Below are 16,386 nucleotides of genomic sequence, written 5' to 3'. Positions count from 1 at the left end.
CTCGCAGGTTAAAGTGATGGCGAAATTGCTAACGAAGCAGCATGGTAGTGCATAAAAAGGCCAAAAGAAGCGCAATGAACAAAAAAATCCTGATCTTGTCCGTGTTTGTGGTCGCGTCGTGCGGCCTGGCGTATGAACTGATCGCCGGCGCCCTGGCCAGCTACCTGCTCGGCGACTCGGTGCTGCAGTTTTCCACCATTATCGGCTGCTACCTGTTTGCCATGGGCGTGGGCGCACACTTTTCCAAGTACGTGCGCGACGAGGACGTGATGGCGCGCTTCGTCGATATCGAACTGGCGGTGGGACTGGTGGGCGGCGTGTCGGCTGCGGTGCTGTTCCTGACGTTTTCGTGGAGCGCCGCGCCGTTTCGCGCCATGCTCTACACGATGGTGTTTCTGGTCGGCGCGTTCGTGGGCATGGAAGTGCCGCTGGTGATGCGCGCGCTCAACGCGCGCCAGACCGACTTCAGTGAACTGGTCAGCCGTGTGCTCACGTTCGACTACCTGGGTGCGCTGGCCGTGTCGCTGCTGTTCCCGCTGGTGATGGCGCCCAAGCTGGGACTGGTGCGCAGCGGCTTTGTGTTCGGCATGCTCAACGTGGGCGTGGCCCTGTGGACAATTCGGGTGTTTCGCACAGAGCTCACCAACGTCACCGGCCGCATGCTGCGCGCGAGCGCCGTGTTTTTCCTGCTGGTGTGCGGGTTCATTTCGGCCGACCGCCTGACCTACTGGGGCGAGCATGGCCTGTTCGGCGATGAAATCGTGTTTGCCACCACCACGCCGTACCAGCGGCTGGTGGTCACGCGCTGGAAGGACGATCTGCGCCTCTACATCAACGGCAATTTGCAGTTCTCGTCGCGCGACGAATACCGCTACCACGAGGCGCTGGTGCACCCGGTGCTCGAACCGCTGCCATGGGCGAAACGCGTGCTGGTGCTGGGCGGCGGCGACGGCCTGGCGCTGCGCGAAATCCTGCGCTACAAAAATATCGAGCACGTCACGCTGGTCGATCTCGATCCGGCCATGACCGGCGCGTTTGCCACCCGCGCGGAACTGGTCAAGCTCAATCACGGCGCGCTCACCGACAAGCGGGTACGCGTGGTCAATGCCGATGCGGCGATCTGGCTCCAGCAAAACGACGACATGTTCGACGCGGTGATTGTCGACTTCCCCGATCCGTCGAGCTTTGCGCTAGGCAAGCTGTACTCGGTGCCGTTCTACGGCATCCTGAAAAAACACCTGGCCGCCAATGGCCTGATGTCGGTGCAATCGACGTCGCCGTTTTTTGCACCGCACGCCTACTGGACCATCGACGCCACGCTGCGCGAAGTGGGCATGAAAACCTCGCCGTATCACGCCTACGTGCCGTCGTTCGGCGAATGGGGTTTTGTGCTGGCCAGCCCGCAGGCCGACTACACGCCGCCGACCAGTTACCGGCTGCCGATGCGCTACCTGAACGAAGCAACCACGCGCGAAATGTTCATCTTCCCGCCCGATATGCAGCCATTGCCGATGGCGCCCAATCGCCTCAACACGCAGTCGCTGGTGCACGAGTTCGAGCAAGACTGGCGCCGGGTGATCCGCTAATGTTGCGTCGATCCTTCCTTGTATGGGGCGGCATGGCCGGCCTGGCCGCCGCCGGCAGCGTGGCCGGTTTCCAGCGCTGGCAGGAGATCACGCCGGTGCTGCACTACCCGGGCCGCGACGAGGGCCATTTTCTGCGCGATCGCAAGGCATTGCCGCCGCCATCGGAGGTGATCACCACCGACATCGCCATCCTCGGCTCCGGCGTGGCGGGCCTCACCGCCGCCTGGAAGCTCAATAAGCTCGGCAAGACCGACATGCTGATGATCGACGGCCCGCAAGCGTATGGCAACGCTGCCGGCGGCGCCTTCGGCGACCTCGAATACCCGACCGGCGCCCACTACCTGCCGCTGCCGTCGCCCGAGTCGGTGCACGTGCGCGAAATCCTGGCCGACCTGGACATCATTCAAAAGGACGCCTTCGGCGACGAGCCATATTACGATGAGCGCTTCATCCTGCACGCGCCGGAAGAGCGGCTGCTGCACGACGGCCACTGGCAGGAAGGCTTCATGCCCACCGAGGGTGTGCCGCAGTGGGAGCTCGACGAACACGCACGCTTCTTCAAGGAAGTGGCGCGCCTGCGCCAGCTGCATGGCGCCGACGGCCGCCGCGTGTTCGTCTTCCCGACCGTGATGTCGTCGGAAGATCCGGTATGGACGGCGCTCGACCGCATCACGCTCAAAGCGTGGCTGGCACAGAACGGCTACCGCGCGCCCACCTTGCACTGGTACCTGAACTACTGCTGCCGCGACGATTACGGTACCCGCTACGACCAGGTATCGGCATGGGCCGGACTGCACTACTATTGCAGCCGCTGGGGCAAGGCCGCCAATGCCAATGACGGCACCTGGCTGACCTGGCCCGGCGGCTTGCAGCCGTTGGTGCGCGGCATGGAGCGGTCGTCAGGCATCAAGCGCCATACCGGCACCTGCATCTCGCTCAGGAAAACCGCTACCGGTGTCGAGGCGCTGTGCTTCCGGTTAGAGGCCGGCAAGCCGACCACGTACCTGGTGCGCGCCCGCAAGGCCATCTGCGCCATGCCGACCTACGTGGCCGCGCGCGTGGTGGAAAACATCGCCGGCTATGGTTTCGATCCGGCCCGGCACATTCCGGAATATGCGCCGTGGCTGGTGGCCAATTTCCTGCTCAAGCGTTTTCCCGACGAGCTGCCCGGCCAGCCGCTGTCCTGGGATAACGTGGTCTATAGCGAGCCGGGACTCGGTTTTGTCGTCTCCACCCACCAGGACATCCGCGTGCGCCCGCCCGAAAAAACCGTGTTCAGTTCCTACGTGGCGCTGTCGGACCGCAAGGCGGTGAATGCGCGGCGCTGGATGGTGGCGGCCAGCCCGGAGGAACTGCTGGCGCTGGCCAGCGCCGATCTGAAAACCGCGTACGGTGCGCAGTTTGCAGCATGCGTGGAGCGGGTGGACATCACCTTGCGCGGCCATGCGATGAGCGTGCCGTGGCCGAACTTCCGCAGCAATGCCGGCATGAAGGCGCTGCGCGAGGCCGATGGCAGCATCCTGTTCGCGCATGCCGATTTGTCGGGGTTTTCGGTATTCGAGGAAGCGGCATGGTGGGGGTATCGGGCGGCGACGCTGGCGGCAAAGTGATAAGCTCGTCTTTCGACAAAAACATAAGACACTCCATGACCCACGACGCCCGCAAGCGCTTTCTCGCCCCAGAAAAGCCCAAGCTGCTCGACGAAGACGCCGGCAACAGCGTGTTCTCCAGCCGCGCCGCCAATCCCGACTTGAGCAAGTCGAAAGCCAAGGCGCTCGACAACGAACGCACGGCCGGCCTGATCGACCGCATCTCGGACCTGCAGGACCGCCTGTATGCGTTGCGCGAGCACAAGGTGTTGCTGGTGTTGCAGGGCATGGATACCTCCGGCAAGGATGGCCTGGTGCGCGCGCTATTTAGCGGCGTCAATCCGATGGGCGTGCGCGCGGTGGCCTTCAAGGCGCCCACCGATGCGGAACTGGCGCACGATTATTTATGGCGCGTGCACCAGCAGGTGCCGGTCAAGGGCGAGATCGCCATCTTCAACCGCAGCCACTACGAGGACGTCCTGATCACCCGCGTGCAGGGCATGATCGACGACGACGAGTGCCAGCGCCGCTATGCTCACATCCGCGACTTCGAGCGCATGCTGACAGAAACCGGCACCGTGATCATCAAGGTATTCCTGCATATCTCGCACGAAGAGCAGCGCGAGCGTCTGCAGGAGCGGCTCGACGACCCGGATAAACAGTGGAAGTTCGATCCCAACGATATCGAGCAGCGCAAGAAGTGGGACGACTACGTCAAGGCATACGAGCAGGCGATCCGCGAGACCAATACCGACTACGCGCCGTGGTACATCGTGCCGGCCGATTCCAAGGTGCACCGCAACCTGGCCATTGCCAGCCTGCTGCTCGAAACCCTGGAAGGCATGAACCTCCAGTATCCGCCGCCGCACCCGGACCTGTCCTCGTTCACCGTCGTGTAAGTCACGATTTTTTCGGCTGTGGCATAGTGGTTTTTTGAGGAGAACCACGATGCTGCAACTGAAAGATCCTTCGCTGCTGCGTCAGCAGGCGCACATTAACGGCCAGTGGGTTGATGCCGACAATGGCGCCACCGTAGCAGTGACAAATCCCGCTACCGGCGAACAGATCGGCACCGTGCCGGTCATGGGGGCAGCCGAAACCCGGCGCGCCATCGAGGCCGCCAACGCCGCCTGGCCCGCCTGGCGCAAGAAGACTGCGCGCGAACGCGCGCTCATCCTGCGCAAGTGGAATGACCTGATCCTGGCAAACACCGACGACCTGGCGCTGTTGATGACGGCCGAGCAGGGCAAACCATTGACCGAGTCGCGCGGCGAGGTGGCCTATGGCGCATCGTTCATCGAGTGGTTTGGCGAGCAGGCCAAGCGCGTGGCCGGCGAGACGCTGGCGTCGCCGTCTGCCGGCCAGCGCATCCTGGTCACGCGCGAGCCGATCGGCGTGTGCGCCGCCATCACGCCGTGGAACTTCCCGATCGCCATGATCACCCGCAAGGCCGGACCTGCCTTGGCGGCGGGCTGCCCGATGGTGCTCAAACCGGCCCAGGCCACGCCGTTTTCCGCGCTGGCGCTGGCCGAACTGGCCGCACGCGCCGGCGTGCCGGCCGGCGTGTTCAGCGTGGTCACCGGCAAGTCCGGCGACGTCGGTGGTGAAATGACCTCGAATCCCATCGTGCGCAAGCTGACATTTACCGGCTCCACCGACATCGGCCGCCTGCTGATGGAGCAGAGCGCGCCCACCATCAAGAAGCTGTCGCTGGAGCTGGGCGGCAATGCGCCGTTCATCGTGTTCGACGATGCCGACCTCGATGCGGCGGTAGAAGGCGCGATCGCCTCGAAGTACCGCAACGCCGGCCAGACCTGCGTGTGCGCCAACCGCCTGTATGTGCACGATAGCGTGTACGACGCCTTTGCCGAAAAACTGGTGGCGGCCGTGGACAAGCTCAAGGTGGGCAATGGCGTCGAGGAAGGCGTCACGCAAGGGCCGCTGATCGATGCCAAGGCCGTGGAAAAGGTCGAGCAGCACATTGCCGACGCGCTGGACAAGGGCGCGCGCGTGCTCACCGGCGGCAAGCGCCATGCGCTGGGCCACAGCTTTTTTGAACCCACCGTGCTGGCCGACGTCACCAGCGCCATGCTGGTCGCACGCGAGGAAACCTTCGGCCCGATGGCGCCGCTGTTCCGCTTTAAAACCGAGGAAGAGGCGATCGCGCTGGCCAACGATACCGAATTCGGCCTGGCCAGTTATTTCTATGCGCGCGACGTGGGCCGCATCTGGCGCGTGTCCGAGGGCCTGGAAAGCGGCATGGTCGGCGTCAACACCGGTTTGATTTCGAACGAAATCGCACCGTTCGGCGGCGTCAAGCAATCGGGCCTGGGCCGCGAAGGTTCGCACCTTGGCATCGACGACTACCTGGTCGTGAAATACGTGTGCCTCGGCGGTATCGCGTAAATTGCACAGCAGTCGGACAAGGGGCGGGCATTTGGCATAGAATGAATTTTCTTTCATTCTTGCCCACTCCACCATGTCCAAGATCCTTGCCCAATTGTGCGCTGCCTCGTCCCTGACCCTGCTGGCGGCTGCCTCCGCCTTGGCCCAGGCGCCCGCCGCTGCCGCCGCAGCGCCTGCCGCCACCGTGGCGCCGGCCAGCTGCCCCGCCATCCTCAGGCAGAACTTCAAGCGCCTGCAGGACGAGGCACCGCAGGACCTGTGCCAGTACGCGGGCAAGGTGATCCTGGTGGTCAATACCGCCAGCTACTGCGGTTTCACCAAGCAGTACGAGGGCCTGGAAGCGCTGTACGCCAAGTACGGCAGCAAGGGCCTGGTGGTGCTGGGCTTCCCGTCGAACGATTTCGGCCAGCAGGAACCGGGCAGCGCCAAGGAAATCGCCGACTTCTGCTACAACACCTATGGCGTCAAGTTCCCGATGTTTGCCAAGACAGTGGTGTCCGGTAAAAATCCGAACCCGCTGTACGCCGATTTGATCAAGGCCACCGGCAAGGCCCCGGCGTGGAACTTCCACAAATACCTGATCGGCCGCGACGGCAAGGTGCTGACCAACTTCGGCAGCAAGATCACGCCCGAAGACAAGCAGCTGGTTGGCGCCGTCGAAAAAGCGCTGGCGTCCTGACCGACCGGTGGGATACGGCCGGTTTGTTCACCATGCCGCATAAAACTGGTTTCATGCCGCTCGTCACCAACTAGCATGTCCGCGTAGTGCTTTGCGTGCGTTTGCGCACCGGGCGCTGCGCCTGATTGTTATTGCCACTGGTCAATCGTGGTTTAATCGGTGGCGACCTACACCACGAGATGAACCATGCAACCATTTACCTTCCAACAAAAAGTTTTTCTTGCCCTGCTGGGCATCATCACCATTGCCTTCATCTGGATCCTGATTCCTTATGGCGGCGCGGTCTTCTGGGGCGTGGTGCTGGCGATTATCTTTGCGCCCGTGTACCGCTGGCTGTTGCAACGCACACGCAACAAGCCCAACTTGGCAGCGTTGCTGACCTTGCTGCTGATCCTGGTGATGGTGATTTTGCCGCTGACGCTGATCGCGGTGTCGATCGTCAACCAGGCCGCTGCGGTGGTCGAGATGATGCAGTCGGGGCAGATCACGGTGGGCATGTTCTTCGCCAAGGTGATGGCCGTGTTGCCGGACTGGATGATCAACCTGCTGGACCGCTTCCATTTGACCAGTTTGACCAACTTGCAGGACAAGCTGACAGAAGGCGCGGCGCAAGTGAGCCAGGAAGTGGCCAAGCGCGCCATCAACTTCAGCCTGTACACGATGGATTTCCTGACCAGCCTGTGTATTGCCATGTACTTGCTGTACTTCCTGCTGCGCGACGGCGACAAGCTGGCCAAGCGCATCCGCGAAGCCGTGCCGCTGAGCCGCAAGTACAAGCAGCGCCTGTTCCAGAATTTTACGACCGTGATCCGCGCGACCGTCAAGGGCAACATCCTGGTGGCAATTGCCCAGGGCGCGCTGGGCGGCCTGGCCTTCTGGTACCTGGACGTGAGCGCACCGGTGCTGTGGGGCGTGCTGATGGCCTTCCTGTCGCTGCTGCCAGCCATTGGCGCAGCGCTGGTGTGGGCGCCGGTGGCGATCTACTTCCTGGCGACCGGTTCGGTGTGGGAAGGCGTGGGCCTGACCGTGTATGGCGTGGTGGTGATCGGCCTGGTCGATAACATCCTGCGCCCGCTGCTGGTCGGTAAAGATACCAAGATGCCCGACTACGTGGTGTTGCTGTCCACCGTGGGCGGCATGGCGCTGTTCGGCCTCAACGGTTTCGTGATCGGCCCGGTGGTTGCCGCGCTGTTCATCGCAGCCTGGGATTTGTTCGCCAACGCCAGCGAGTTCCACCAGGAATAAAAGTCCACGCCGCTTGAATTGCAAAGGGGCGTGGCCTAAGCTGACCGTTCAACCATTTTGATGGAGGCGGTCATGGCGTATGTCGATGGATTCGTGATTCCGGTCCCCCGCAGCAAGCTGGAGGATTACAAGAAAATGGCGGCGGCATGCGGCGCGATCTGGAAGGAATTCGGCGCGCTGCAATTTCGCGAGACGGTGGCGGACGACGTCAAACCGGGCGAGCACACGTCGTTCCCGCAGGCGGTGCAACTGAAGGATGACGAAGTGGTGGTGTTTTCCTGGATCGTCTATGCCTCGCGCGCCGCCCGCGACGAAATCAACGACAAGGTCATGAAAGACCCGAGGCTGGCCGAATTCATGCAGCCGGAAAACATGCCGTTCGACGGCAAGCGCATGATTTACGGCGGCTTCGAGATGATCGTCGACCTCTAGCGGCTCGACGAACCGCAGCAGGTGTCCGCTATGGCAGCCGCGCCAGCGCGAACCCCTCGTCGAGCCAGCCGGTAACACCCCCGATCATCAGCTTGCCGGGGCGGCCCAGCCGGGCCAGCCGCACGGCTGCGCGCGCCGCGCCATTGCAGTGCGGACCGGCGCAATACACCACGAACAAGGTATCGGGCGGATATTGCGCCAGCTTGCCGGCGACGATCTTGCGGTGTGCCAGGTCGCGCGCGCCCGGCACATGGCCGGCCGCGTATTTTTCCGTGCCGCGCACATCGAGCAGCACGAAGTCCGGCGCGCCGCCGGCCAGCGCCTCGTGCACATCCCGACAATCGGTTTCAAAGGTAAAGCTGGCCTCGAAGTGGGCGAGGGCGGCAGCGCTAGGGGCGGCTGGTACGGCGGCAACGGCGGAAGGCTGGGACATGGCAAACTCCTGGTGTGGTGATGACGCCATTGTGCGGTGGCTCGGCGGTGGCCCGCGCACCTTGCAGCGCCAGTTCCAGCAGGCGACCGGGCTGGGGCCGGTGGACTGGCTGATCCGCGAGCGCATCGCGCTGGTGAAGGAACTGCTGGAAGCCCCCGAAGTGCCGCTGGCGCAGGTGGCCGAGCGCAGCGGGTTCGGCTCGATGGAATCGTTGCGGCACCATTTCCGGCGGGTGGCGGGGACCACGCCGGGGGCGTATCGCAAGCGGTTCGGGCTCGATGCTCAGCATCGGTGAGGCGTCAAGAATATCTTTGACAAGGCCAATTACACGAATCTACAATGTATCTACATCAGGGGGGGTTATGGAGTTATCTATTCAGAAGTGGGGCAATAGCGCAGCCGTGCGTTTGCCTACCGAGTTGCTGGGCCTGCTCAAGGTAACGTTGGGCGATAAGCTCAGTGTCAATGTGCTGCCCGAAGGGGTGCTGCTGAAAGCCGCCCGCCCGTCGTATTCACTGGCTGACCTGGTAGCGCAATGCGACCTTTCTGCGGCGGAACCGGCCGATATGGCAGCCTGGTCCCACCTCAAGCCAGTCGGACGTGAAGCGTGGTGAGCCGTAGTAAATTTGGACGCGGCGACATTGTGATGGTCAGCCTCGATCCCACCGAAGGACACGAGCAAAGAGGCATGCGGCCAGCCTTGATGCTCTCCACCAGCGCGTTCAACGCACTGGGCGTGGTTCTGGTTGCGCCCATCACCCAAGGCGGCGACTTCGCACGCCATGCCGGCTTCGCCGCTTCCCTGAGCGGTGCCGGCACCAGGACGCAAGGTGTCGCTTTGGTCAACCAGGTTCGCATGCTGGACCTGGAGGCAAGAAAGGCAAAACGTGTCGAGACCGTACCGGAGTATGTGGTGGAAGACGCGCTGGCCCGGTTGCGCGCGATTACTGAATAAGGTCACTGCCGCTCGGATTGACGCCGCTCTGGCGGCCGCAGACCAACGGCGCTGCGCTGCTACAGCGTGGCTTTCATTGCGCCGCGCAGCGCATTGCACACCACCAGTTCCTCTGCGCGCTCCAGCATCTCGCGCGTGATCACCGCCTCGCTGGCCTGCCACGCCGGATCGTCGAGCAGCACGCTGCGCATCACGCCCGGCAGCACGCCGCAGTGCAGCGCCGGCGTCAGCCAGCGGCCATCGACCTTGACGAACACGCTGCAGCGCCCACCCTCGGTCAGTTCGCCGCGGTCGTTGAAAAACAGGGTATCGAACGCGCCCTGCGCTTCGGCGTCGCGCCAGGCGTTGTCGTAGCGGGTGCGGATGCTGGTCTTGTGGCGCAGGAACAGGTCGCCGGCAGCGGTGGTGTCGGGCGCCAGCAGTACTCGGACCGGCTCCTGCAACGGCGCCAGCGGCGCGTGCTGCACCGTGAATGCGCCCGATTGCGCCAGCGCCAGCCGCAGGCGGAATGCCGCCACGGCCGCCAGCCCGTTCTGCGCTTCGTCCGCCAGCATCGAGCACGCCGCGTCCAGGTAGGCGCTGGCTGCCTTGTCGTCCCACGCGAAACCGAAGTACGCCGCCGATGCCGCCAGGCGCCGCAGGTGGCGCGCGCGATGCTGCACGCCTTGTTCCGGCGTGACCAGCATGGTTTCGAAAATCTCGAAGCTGTTGGGCAGTCCCGTCAAGAAGCGCGCCTTGAGACGGCACTCGTCGTATTCGTCGCCGCTGGCGCTGTCGTACACGATGCCGGCGCCCACGCCCATCTCGCCTTGCGCCACGCCGGTGGCGGCATCGGGCGCACCCAGGGCCAGGGTGCGGATCGGCACTGCCAGGCAGAAGTCGCCCACCGTGCCCGGGTTGGCATCAATCGTGGGATCGAACCAGCCGATGGCGCCGGTGTAGATGCCGCGCGGGTCGGGTTCGAGTTCGCCGATGATTTCCATGGCGCGGCGCTTGGGCGCACCGGTGATCGAGCCGCACGGGTACAGCGCCTCGAACACCTGCGCCAGCGTGGCGTCGGGGCGCAGACTGGCGGTGATGGTGGAGGTCATTTGCAGCACGCTGCCGTAGCGCTGCACGTCGAACAGCGCCGGCACCTGCACGCTGCCGGTTTGCGCTACGCGTGCGATGTCGTTGCGCAGCAGGTCGACGATCATCAGGTTTTCGGCGCGGTTTTTCGGGTCCGCCGCCAGCGTGCGTGCGCGTGCCAGGTTGTCATCCGCGTGCGTGTCTGCCTGGGTCGGCGGTGCGGCCGGCGCCGTGCCCTTCATCGGCCGCGCAGTGAGTACGCCGCCCGCGTGGCGCACGAACAGTTCGGGCGACAGCGACAGCACCGCCGAGCCGTCCTCACACTGCACCAGCGCGCCATACGGCACCGGCTGGCGCGCGCGCAGCCGCGCATACAGCGCATGGATGCCGCCAAACGCGTCAAAGCGCAGCCGCATGGTGTAGTTGACCTGGTAGGTGTCGCCAGCCTCGATGTACGCGTGGATGCGCGCCAGCGCGGCGTCGAAGGCCGGCTGGTCGATATTGGCGCGCACGTTGGCGATACCGGCCGGGCGCGCGATCGGGAACGAACGCGCCGCCAGCCAGTCGCCCACTTCGGCCGCCGTTTTCAGTTCGCACCGGCGAAACAGCAGCACCTGCGCCAGCGGCGCAGCGCCAGACGCGGCAGGGCGGCGGTGCGATGTGCCGGGCCGCCCGTCAGCGATGCCCAGCAACTCTACCCCGAGCTCGTAGGTGCACAGCGTGACCGCGTACTCGCCGCGCGCCAGTGCTGCCTGCATGGCGTCCAGTACTTGCTGCCAGTCGCCGATGGCTTCGCAGCGCAGCGTGGCCACGTGGTCGGTGTACAGGCGTGAGGTCGTGGCGACGGTGGCGCCGTCGAGCAGCGGGCTGGCGTCATCGAGCAGGGCAAAGCATTCGGCGGTCATGGACATCACTGCGGTTAGCCGAGCAGCAGCGCGATGTGCAGCGGCGCGTCCTGGGTCGGGTTGTTCTTGAAGCCGCTCTTGGCGTAGCGGTGCCAGCGGCCGATGACGAAGCTCGCCAGCATGGCCGCGCGCGGCGCGACTTCTTCTTCGCGCCCGTGGCCTTCGGTGGCGGCCACGCGCAAGGCCTGCTTGAGGGCCAGTTCCACGCGGTCGTAGAACTGGTTCATGCGCAGTTGCAGGCGGTCGTCTTCGTTGACCAGCGCCTCGCCGATCAGCACCCGCGTCATGCCCGGGTTCTGGCTGGCGAAGTGCAGCAGCATGCCGACGATATCGCGCGCCTGCGTCAGGCCGTCGTCGTGGCGTTCGGCGATCTGGTTGATCAAACCAAAAACGCTGGACTCGATGAATTCGATCAGGCCCTCGAACATCTGCGCCTTGCTGGCGAAGTGGCGGTACAGCGCCGCCTCGGAAAAGCCCAGCTTGCGCGCCAGGGCGGCCGTGGTGATCTTGTCGCCCTTGGGCTGTTCCAGCATCTCCGCCAGCGCTTGGAGGATGTCGAGGCGGCGCTGGCCGGGCGGTGTGCTTGCCATGTGATCTCGCGGGTAAAAAGTAAAAGTAAAGGTGGTCAGCGCAGGCGATGCAGCCGCGCCGGCAAGTTCCGGACAGATTTTACTTTGACATCGACATAAGCGGGGCGGATCAGCCTTTTTTGTGGATGGGCGAGACCGGCCGTGTCGCGCAGCGTCAGGTACTGCGTCACCCACGCCGTGCGCATGCCCAGCGCGTGCGCGCTGCGCAAATTCGCCAGCGTGTCCTCGACCAGGATGCAGTTCGCCGGGGTCAGGCGGTGCATGCGCATCAGTTTGCGCAGCAGCAGTTTCGACGGCTTGGGCCGCAGCTGGCGGTTGACCGTCATCGCTTCCACCGCGATGTGGTGGCCGAACGAACGGTGCAGGCCCAGGTGGCGCAGTACCTGGGTGGAGTAGCGGTGCGGCGCGTTGGTCAGCAGGATCTTGCGGCCCGGCAGGCGGCGCAGCAGCTGGCGCAGCCCGCGCTCGGCGCGGATCAGCGAGGTCAAATCCTCGATGCTGTGGGTTTCGTGCAAAAAGTGCGCAGCCTGCACGTTGTGGTGCTTGACCAGTCCGAGCAGGGTGGCGCCATAGCGGCGCCAGTACTGGGTGCGCGCGGCATCGACCACGGCGTCGCTGGCGGGCGTGATGCCGTCGCCCAGCACGCGGGCGATGTACAGGTTCATATTGGCCACGATGGCCGGAAAAATAGCGTACGAAGCGTTGTGCAGCGTGTTGTCCAGATCAAACAACCATACCGGCGAGGAAAGAGTAGTATTCACGAGAGACGATTTACAAAGAGAGCCAAGACAGCCATGCGCCTGATTATAGTGATGTTCTACAGTTTGATCTGCCTGCTGGCCGGGCCGGCCCGGGCCGAAGCACTGGCGCCGGTCGCCGCGCCGGCGGCCACTACTACCCCCAATCGCGGTGCGCTGTTCAAGGTGGAGCAGGGCGGGCGCACGCTGTACCTGTTCGGCACCATTCACGTGGGCACCCGGGATTTCTATCCGCTCGAGCCGCGCCTGGCCGGTGTGCTCAAGCAGGCGCCGGTGCTGGCGCTGGAGATCGATCCATTGGGCGACCAGCAGCGCCTGGCCCGTGCCCTGCAAAAATATGGCCTGGCGCTCAAGGGCGGCGCCTCGATGGCGTCGCTGTCGCCGGCCTGGCGTGCGCGCCTCGACCGCCTGCTCAAGCAGTACCAGATCGCGCCCGAGTCGGTAGCCATGATGCGGCCGTGGATGTTGGCCAGCATGCTCACGGTGAGCGAATTTGCGGCGCAAGGCTACGATCCGTCGCTGGCGGTGGACAGCTACCTGTCGCGCCAGGCCCACGACAACGGCCAGAAAGTGATCGAACTCGAATCGCCCGAAGCGCAAATGTCCTTGTTCGGCAAGCTGTCCACCGCCGACCAGGTGCTGTTCCTGCAGGAGGCGATTGCCGGCATCGAAGACAAGGAGCAGGCCGACCAGTCGCGCGAAATTGCTGATGCCTGGCGCCACGCCGACGTCAAAGCGCTCGACGCGCTGGCGCAAAAATCGGCCACCGACGACAGTTTTTCGGGACGCTTCGTGCAGAAGGTATTGCTCGACGGGCGCAACCCGGCACTGGCCGACGCCATGGTGCGCCTGATGGCGCGCGAAAACAACAGCCTGGCCGCAATCGGCGTGCTGCACCTGGTGGGCAAAGGAAGCGTGCCGGAACTGCTGCGCAAGCGCGGGCTGAAGGTCGAGCGGATTTACTAGGGCGGGGAGGGCACTACAGGAAGATGGTGCCCTTTACGTGGATTGAACACGTGGCCTCTCCCTTACCAAGGGAGTGCTCTACCACTGAGCTAAAAGGGCAAACAAATGTGGCGAATCACTTCAAATACCGGCGCGAAGTGCGTCGCCGTTTTTTCAGTGAGACCGGATCATAGTTCCAAATGCCTGTTCGGTCAATACTTCGAGCAATAAAGAGTGCTCGATGCGACCGTCGATGATGTGCACGGTGTTCACGCCCGACTTGGCTGCGTCCAGCGCCGATGAAATTTTAGGCAGCATGCCGCCCGAGATCGTGCCGTCGGCGAACATCTCGTCGATCTCGCGCGCCGACAGGTCGGTCACCAGGTTGCCCTGCTTGTCCTGCACACCGGCGATATTGGTCATCATGATCAGCTTTTCGGCTTTCAGGATCTCGGCGATCTTGCCGGCGACGACGTCGGCGTTGATGTTATACGCCTGGCCGTCCTGGCCGAAACCGATTGGCGAAATGATCGGAATGAAGGCGTCGTCCTGCAGCGCTTTTACTACTGCCGGGTTGATGGCGTCGATCTCGCCGACGAAGCCGATGTCCAGTGTCTGGCCCGGATTGTCCTTGTCGGGCATGGCCATCTTGCGGGCGCGGATCAGGCCACCGTCCTTGCCGGTCAGGCCCACCGCCTGGCCGCCGTAGTGGTTGATCAGCATGACGATGTCCTGCTGGACTTCGCCGCCGAGCACCCACTCCACCACTTCCATGGTTTCTTCGTCGGTGATGCGCATGCCCTGCACGAAGGTGCCTTGCTTGCCGATTTTTTTCAGGGCGTTGTCGATTTGCGGACCGCCGCCGTGCACCACGACCGGGTTCATGCCGACCAGCTTGAGCAGGATGACGTCGCGCGCGAAGCCGTGTTTCAGGCGTTCGTCGGTCATCGCGTTGCCGCCGTATTTGATGACGATGGTCTTGCCGTGGTAATTGCGGATATAGGGAAGTGCCTCAGCCAGGATCTGCGCCTTGATCTGCGGGGACACCGCGGTCAAATCGTCATTCATGCCTAAGTTAAGGTGAGAAAATTGGGTCATGGCGAGTCCGGTAAAGAAAGTGCAGCAATTTTACAGCCTGCGGCTGCGGTCAAGCACGCATTATAGGGCCATCTGGTTGTATTTTCAGCGTTCATCGGCTAGTCTGGCCGCCACACCGATCAAGACTGACCTATGAGCAACTGCGCGCGCTGCGGCGCCACCTTCTCCTGCGCGATGGCCGATACCGGCCCGGCAACCGCCATCCCGGCGCCGCCTTGCTGGTGCACGTACCTGCCGCCGGCAGTGCCGGTGCCGGACAGCGCCGCCACTGCCGAAACCATCGGCTGCTGGTGCCCGGCATGCCTGGCGGCGCGCATCCAATTGCTGAAAGGGACTCGATAAACCGTAGCGAGCGGATCGCGCAGTTTTGCGAGGTCCTTTAACTGACGGTTCGGAAGAAACGCAGCATCTCGCGGCTGGCATCGGGGCCGCGCGAGTCGGTGTACGTGCCATGTTCGCTGCCGCCCGACCAGGCATGGCCGGCGCCGTGCACCACCCAGTGTTCGCCGAGCGGCGAGCCGTCGGCCCTGGTGTGCGTGGTTTGCGTGTAGCGGTAGCCGTTCGGTACCGCGCCCGATTGCACCGCCGGATCGGTGTCAATGCTGTGCAAATGCTGGGCCATCACCTGCTCGCCGTTGCGCGGGTTGACGGTGGTGTCGCTGTCGCCGTGGAACACGATGATCGGTTGCGAACCGTTGCCGGCCTTGGGCACGTTGGCGTTGCTGGCGCCGCGCTTCATGGCCGACAGCGCCGACGGCAAATCCGTGGCCGACGCGAATGGCAAGCCCGAATGCACGCCCACCGCCGCAAACAGCTCCGGGTACAAGGTGCCGACGATGACCGCCATGGCGCCGCCGGCCGACAGCCCGGCCACGTACACCTGCTGCGGATTGACCGCATAGTCGTCGCTGATTTTTTCAGCGATGCCGGCGATGATCGACGGCTCGCCCTGGCCACGCTGCTGGTCGATCGAATTGAACCAGTTCCAGCATTTCGACTGGTTGGCGCCGGAGGTCTGTTCCGGATAGACCACCAGGCAGCCTGCTTCCTCGGCGACCTGGTTCATCTGGGTGCCGGCGGCGAAATCGTCGGGGTTCTGGGTGCAGCCGTGCAGCATCACCAGCAGCGGCATCGGCTGGCCGCTGTAGGTCGACGGGATGAACAGCTTGTAGTTGCGGCTGCCCGCGTGGTTGGCATAGCTGCCGGTTTCGAAGCGCGCACCGGCGGGCAGCGGCACCTGCGGCGTGTGCACGCCCGGGTGGCGCAAGGTGCCGAGGTCGATGCCGCGCTCGAAGCTGGCCGTCAGATCGATCTTGATGCCCATTTTTTCCAGCATGTCCTGCGCGTAGGCGGCGGGATTGATGGCGGGGTTGGGGGCGGCCGCCGGTGCAGCGTCGACTGCGGGCGCGGCTTGCGCTGCCTGCTGCGCTGCCTGCTGCGGTGCCGCTTCCGGTGCGGGCCTGGATTTGGGCTCCGGCGCCGGTTGGAAGTTATGACGTGTTTCGTCGGCAGGTGCTGCCACGGCGGCCGCTTCCACGGCGGCCGTATCCACGGTGGCCGTATCCACGGCGGCCGCTTTCACAGTAGCTGCTGCCGGTGGCGGCGTGGCGGTTTTGGCCGACGTGTAATCAGGCGCGGGATTGAGGTCGCGCATGCCGCCCGGTGGCGCCTTGGGCGACGGTTTTGGGGTGTTCATC

Annotated in this window: 17 protein-coding genes, 1 tRNA gene and 1 pseudogene; 12 read left to right on the top strand and 7 right to left on the bottom strand. The window is 64.1% G+C overall.

Translation table 11 applies throughout. The annotated features are described in order from the left end of the window. Positions 1-74: 74 nt before the first annotated feature. From ASF04_RS13845 to ASF04_RS13815, 7 genes are all read left to right on the top strand, one after another. Positions 75-1,586, top strand: coding sequence for a polyamine aminopropyltransferase (locus ASF04_RS13845; RefSeq protein ID WP_056142608.1), 1,512 nt, complete (start codon positions 75-77; stop codon positions 1,584-1,586). Further along, positions 1,586-3,196: an NAD(P)/FAD-dependent oxidoreductase gene (locus tag ASF04_RS13840; RefSeq protein WP_056142603.1), complete on the top strand. Its 1,611-nt coding sequence runs from the start codon at positions 1,586-1,588 to the stop codon at positions 3,194-3,196. The genes ASF04_RS13845 and ASF04_RS13840 overlap by 1 nt, the downstream gene beginning before the upstream one ends. Positions 3,197-3,231: 35 nt before the next feature. Then, positions 3,232-4,074, top strand: coding sequence for a PPK2 family polyphosphate kinase (locus tag ASF04_RS13835; RefSeq protein WP_056142600.1), 843 nt, complete (start codon positions 3,232-3,234; stop codon positions 4,072-4,074). Between the two features lie 49 nt (positions 4,075-4,123). Next, on the top strand, positions 4,124-5,581 hold the full coding sequence (gene gabD, locus ASF04_RS13830; protein WP_056142598.1) for an NADP-dependent succinate-semialdehyde dehydrogenase: 1,458 nt from the start codon (positions 4,124-4,126) through the stop codon (positions 5,579-5,581). Positions 5,582-5,654: 73 nt separating this feature from the next. Next, the gene (locus tag ASF04_RS13825) at positions 5,655-6,260 is read left to right on the top strand and encodes a glutathione peroxidase (RefSeq protein ID WP_056142595.1); all 606 of its coding nucleotides are present in this window, start codon (positions 5,655-5,657) and stop codon (positions 6,258-6,260) included. A gap of 186 nt (positions 6,261-6,446) precedes the next feature. Beyond that, on the top strand, positions 6,447-7,505 hold the full coding sequence (locus ASF04_RS13820) for an AI-2E family transporter (RefSeq protein ID WP_056142589.1): 1,059 nt from the start codon (positions 6,447-6,449) through the stop codon (positions 7,503-7,505). A gap of 72 nt (positions 7,506-7,577) precedes the next feature. Beyond that, the gene (locus ASF04_RS13815; RefSeq protein WP_056143183.1) at positions 7,578-7,937 is read left to right on the top strand and encodes a DUF1428 domain-containing protein; all 360 of its coding nucleotides are present in this window, start codon (positions 7,578-7,580) and stop codon (positions 7,935-7,937) included. Positions 7,938-7,965: 28 nt separating this feature from the next. Here ASF04_RS13815 and ASF04_RS13810 read toward each other — a convergent pair whose 3' ends face one another. Beyond that, positions 7,966-8,370 carry a rhodanese-like domain-containing protein gene (locus ASF04_RS13810; protein ID WP_056142587.1) on the bottom strand — a complete coding sequence of 135 codons (405 nt, stop codon included), beginning with the start codon at positions 8,368-8,370 and terminating at the stop codon, positions 7,966-7,968. Positions 8,371-8,422: 52 nt separating this feature from the next. Here ASF04_RS13810 and ASF04_RS13805 point away from each other — a divergent pair. The 3 genes and pseudogenes from ASF04_RS13805 to ASF04_RS13795 all read left to right on the top strand — a co-directional run. Continuing rightward, a pseudogene (locus tag ASF04_RS13805) lies at positions 8,423-8,665 on the top strand (helix-turn-helix domain-containing protein); the annotation flags it as partial. A gap of 67 nt (positions 8,666-8,732) precedes the next feature. Continuing rightward, the gene (locus tag ASF04_RS13800) at positions 8,733-8,984 is read left to right on the top strand and encodes an AbrB/MazE/SpoVT family DNA-binding domain-containing protein (RefSeq protein WP_056142581.1); all 252 of its coding nucleotides are present in this window, start codon (positions 8,733-8,735) and stop codon (positions 8,982-8,984) included. Continuing rightward, a complete protein-coding gene (locus tag ASF04_RS13795) occupies positions 8,978-9,325 on the top strand; it encodes a type II toxin-antitoxin system ChpB family toxin (RefSeq protein ID WP_056142578.1) in 348 nt (115 codons plus the stop codon). The genes ASF04_RS13800 and ASF04_RS13795 overlap by 7 nt, the downstream gene beginning before the upstream one ends. Before the next feature lie 59 nt (positions 9,326-9,384). Here ASF04_RS13795 and ASF04_RS13790 read toward each other — a convergent pair whose 3' ends face one another. The 3 genes from ASF04_RS13790 to ASF04_RS13780 are packed head-to-tail and all read right to left on the bottom strand — an operon-like array spanning position 9,385 to position 12,649. Further along, the gene (locus tag ASF04_RS13790; RefSeq protein WP_082488765.1) at positions 9,385-11,304 is read right to left on the bottom strand and encodes a chorismate-binding protein; all 1,920 of its coding nucleotides are present in this window, start codon (positions 11,302-11,304) and stop codon (positions 9,385-9,387) included. An 8-nt stretch (positions 11,305-11,312) separates the two neighbouring features. Next, positions 11,313-11,888 carry a nucleoid occlusion factor SlmA gene (gene slmA, locus ASF04_RS13785; protein ID WP_056142576.1) on the bottom strand — a complete coding sequence of 192 codons (576 nt, stop codon included), beginning with the start codon at positions 11,886-11,888 and terminating at the stop codon, positions 11,313-11,315. A gap of 35 nt (positions 11,889-11,923) precedes the next feature. Beyond that, positions 11,924-12,649 (bottom strand): pyrimidine 5'-nucleotidase, encoded by a 726-nt coding sequence (locus ASF04_RS13780; RefSeq protein ID WP_026637674.1) that lies wholly within the window; start codon positions 12,647-12,649, stop codon positions 11,924-11,926. A 33-nt stretch (positions 12,650-12,682) separates the two neighbouring features. Between ASF04_RS13780 and ASF04_RS13775 the strand changes: the two genes are divergently transcribed. Further along, positions 12,683-13,612, top strand: a complete 930-nt coding sequence (locus ASF04_RS13775; RefSeq protein ID WP_082488764.1) for a TraB/GumN family protein — start codon at positions 12,683-12,685, stop codon at positions 13,610-13,612. A gap of 24 nt (positions 13,613-13,636) precedes the next feature. On the opposite strand, the gene ASF04_RS13770 is transcribed toward ASF04_RS13775, so the two are convergent. Beyond that, positions 13,637-13,711: transfer RNA gene (locus tag ASF04_RS13770), tRNA-Thr, on the bottom strand. Between the two features lie 54 nt (positions 13,712-13,765). Further along, entirely contained in the window at positions 13,766-14,659 is an 894-nt protein-coding gene (gene argB, locus ASF04_RS13765) for an acetylglutamate kinase (RefSeq protein ID WP_026637672.1), read from the bottom strand. Between the two features lie 162 nt (positions 14,660-14,821). Between argB and ASF04_RS26840 the strand changes: the two genes are divergently transcribed. Continuing rightward, complete coding sequence (locus ASF04_RS26840; RefSeq protein WP_082488763.1) at positions 14,822-15,031, top strand: cysteine-rich CWC family protein; 210 nt, start codon at positions 14,822-14,824, stop codon at positions 15,029-15,031. Positions 15,032-15,068: 37 nt separating this feature from the next. Here the strand turns inward: ASF04_RS26840 and ASF04_RS13755 are convergent, their stop codons facing one another. Then, on the bottom strand, positions 15,069-16,385 hold the full coding sequence (locus tag ASF04_RS13755; protein WP_229205054.1) for a PHB depolymerase family esterase: 1,317 nt from the start codon (positions 16,383-16,385) through the stop codon (positions 15,069-15,071). Position 16,386 lies beyond the last annotated feature (1 nt).

Origin of the sequence: Duganella sp. Leaf61 (genome assembly GCF_001421905.1) — a bacterium.
Lineage (GTDB): Bacteria > Pseudomonadota > Gammaproteobacteria > Burkholderiales > Burkholderiaceae_D > Rugamonas > Rugamonas zoogloeoides.
The sequence above is the reverse complement of the archived record's forward strand: the minus strand, read 5'-3'. Positions and strand labels throughout refer to the sequence as shown.